General features: G+C 56.6%; 1 protein-coding gene and 1 pseudogene. Both read right to left on the bottom strand.

Annotated elements, in window-relative coordinates:
• Positions 1–452 precede the first annotated feature (452 nt).
• Positions 453–1,964, bottom strand: coding sequence for a primase-associated protein (locus NDI65_RS22100; protein ID WP_310894438.1), 1,512 nt, complete (start codon positions 1,962–1,964; stop codon positions 453–455).
• Positions 1,961–2,274: pseudogene (locus tag NDI65_RS22095) on the bottom strand (DNA primase); the annotation flags it as partial. The gene NDI65_RS22100 and the pseudogene NDI65_RS22095, both read right to left, overlap by 4 nt.

The following is a 2,274-nucleotide window of genomic DNA, read 5'->3' as shown; positions in this document are numbered from 1 at the left end:
CGCCGACAGCGACGCCTCTCGGTCGGTTCGTCCAAGGTTCTCTCGTTGAGACCGTCAGTGTAACCGCTCTGAGACAGAACTCAGGCTTCAGAAACAGCTAGCCGAGGATGCTTTGTGAGGTACTGAGTATGGGTGGAGAGTAGCTGGCACAGAAACCTATGGATCCGGTGCGGGTGGGGTCGAGATGATTGTTCCACCGGAGGAAGCAAACATGTTCCGTATCTCAATTGACACCCGAATGTCTGACTCACCAATTCCTGAACGTCAAGCGCGGATTATCAATTTGATTCTTGATCGAGTTTACAATCAAGACCTGTCTGGAACAGAAATCACTGATTTGGTTCTTGGCGCTTACGGAAACCATTCTCTGAAATCTCCCACTCGGGTGATCAAGTAGTCCTCCGGCTATGCAGAGTTGGTCTTCGTAGTCCCTTCCCATTGTATCAATCTGATTAGAACTCCTCCCCAGCAGTTTCATCTCCATCCAACCGGTCGTACATCTCATCCGGGAAGGGGAGACTTCCCCAGATCGAGTAGGGGCACTGCTCCTGGCCGATGCAGTACCGCTGCATATCGTCGTTGTCACAGTTCATCGGAAGCGGGGTGTCGCCTCCAATGGTGTTCGAGAACTCGTAGCGAATCTGGTAATCGGTGACCTGCTCGTCGTACCAGGGCCATCGCGAGATGACGTCCTTGAGGTCTGCGACAATCGTCTCGAGGTCACTGTCTCGGTACTGAGGAAGCCACATCACCATCCGGGCGAAGTTGTACAGGTCCTTTCGGACTGGTTTCTTCTCGTGGAGGCGCTCGGCCATATTCGCCATACAGGGGAGTTCGAACAGGTCCTCGATTGATTCCACAGTGAGGGGCTGGACGCCACGCGAAGACCCCTGAATCCGATAGTGGTTCGTACTTCCGTGCTCCCGAATAGTCAGACTCCGGTGGTCGCGCTGGGATGCGAGAAGGTTTCCGAGACTTCGAGGACTCGAGATGCGATTACACACGTCTCGCTTCCAGCCCGCTTCCGGATCGTACGCCTCCACTGCCTCAAACAGCTCCTTCGCCGAGTGGAACTCCCCCAGTGAGACGACCTCGTCTGAAGTGTCTCGAATCGCGTCTCTGAGCACACGGACGGTCCGTTCTCCGGGGTTCCAATCTCGCCAGATTCGTTCGTGGTGTCCCGTCTCGATGAAGCGATCGATACGCTCTGTGATGGCCGACTCATTCGTCGTTAGCCACGTCAGCTGGTCTTCAGAGAGGTTCTCCTCCTGGACCCGCAAGAGCTTCTTGAACGCACGTCTGGCGTACTCGCGATACTTCGTGTCGAAATCACCGACGGGCACATAGAGGCAGTTGTTCTCGACGCGAGTAAGCAGTTCCCCGGTTTCTCCGGTCTCAGTTTCGGCGTGAACAAGGCACTTCCTCGATGCTGCGGCCATCGGGATTTCGAGATACAATCCGTCACCGAAATCGGGCATCTCTTTGATCCCTGTACAAACGCGACCGGGGTGTGGTCCGTCCTCTCCGGGGTCTTTCGCGTACAGCACCTCCGCGATATCCTGTTGGAGACTTCCATCACCGAATTCTCGAAGGAGGGAGGCGAGATTGTTGACGTAGAGCTCGCGAATATCGTAGAGGACCTGCACCGTTCGCGGTGGGGCGTGTTCGAACTTCGGGTGTGCCTTGACGCAGATAGCACTCAACGTCGCAAGAACGGCGAGCGTTCCGGGCTCGTCGACGAAGGGTTCCTCTGCGGCGTTGGCCCTGACGTCTTCTTTGAACGCCGACGTCCCGAACCGCTCGAGGTCGTTCAACAGATCTTCCGGTTGCTCTTCGCCGTCGATGATGTAGCGATTGTAGCCCCGCGTGAACAGCTGGTTGATGCGGGTCGTCCCATATTCGAGCGGGAGCGTCGCAACGCGATAGGCGGCACGCTCGTCCTCGACAGGCGTCGACTGAGTCATTCCTTAACCACCTCCGGTGTCGCAGACCGGACGTCGAAGTTCGAGCTCTCGATGGGCGTGACGATACTACAGACGTCAGTGTGCAACGAGTAGGGGAGCCGGGCGACCCGGCGACGGTCGGCGGTAACCACTGGGTCGATGGGAATCTCGTAGGTGTCTTGCAGAAGGTCGTTCAGCACTTCCCGACTCTTGGCGTCATATCGATGGGGAAGGTCGGTATCGAGAAGGTAGACATGAACGCCCTGACCGCTGTACACTACCATCGTCTCCTCAGCGTTGAAGTCGTCCTCGAAGATGTCTCGTACCTCGA

The sequence above is a fragment of the Haloferax sp. S2CR25 genome (assembly GCF_031624535.1).
Classification (GTDB): Archaea; Halobacteriota; Halobacteria; order Halobacteriales; family Haloferacaceae; genus Haloferax; species Haloferax massiliensis.
The sequence above is the reverse complement of the archived record's forward strand: the minus strand, read 5'-3'. Positions and strand labels throughout refer to the sequence as shown.

Coding starts and splice junctions, on each gene's coding strand:
- NDI65_RS22100 (WP_310894438.1), bottom strand. CDS start 1,964: ATGACTCAGTCGACGCCTGTCGAGGACGAGCGTGCCGCCTATCGCGTT.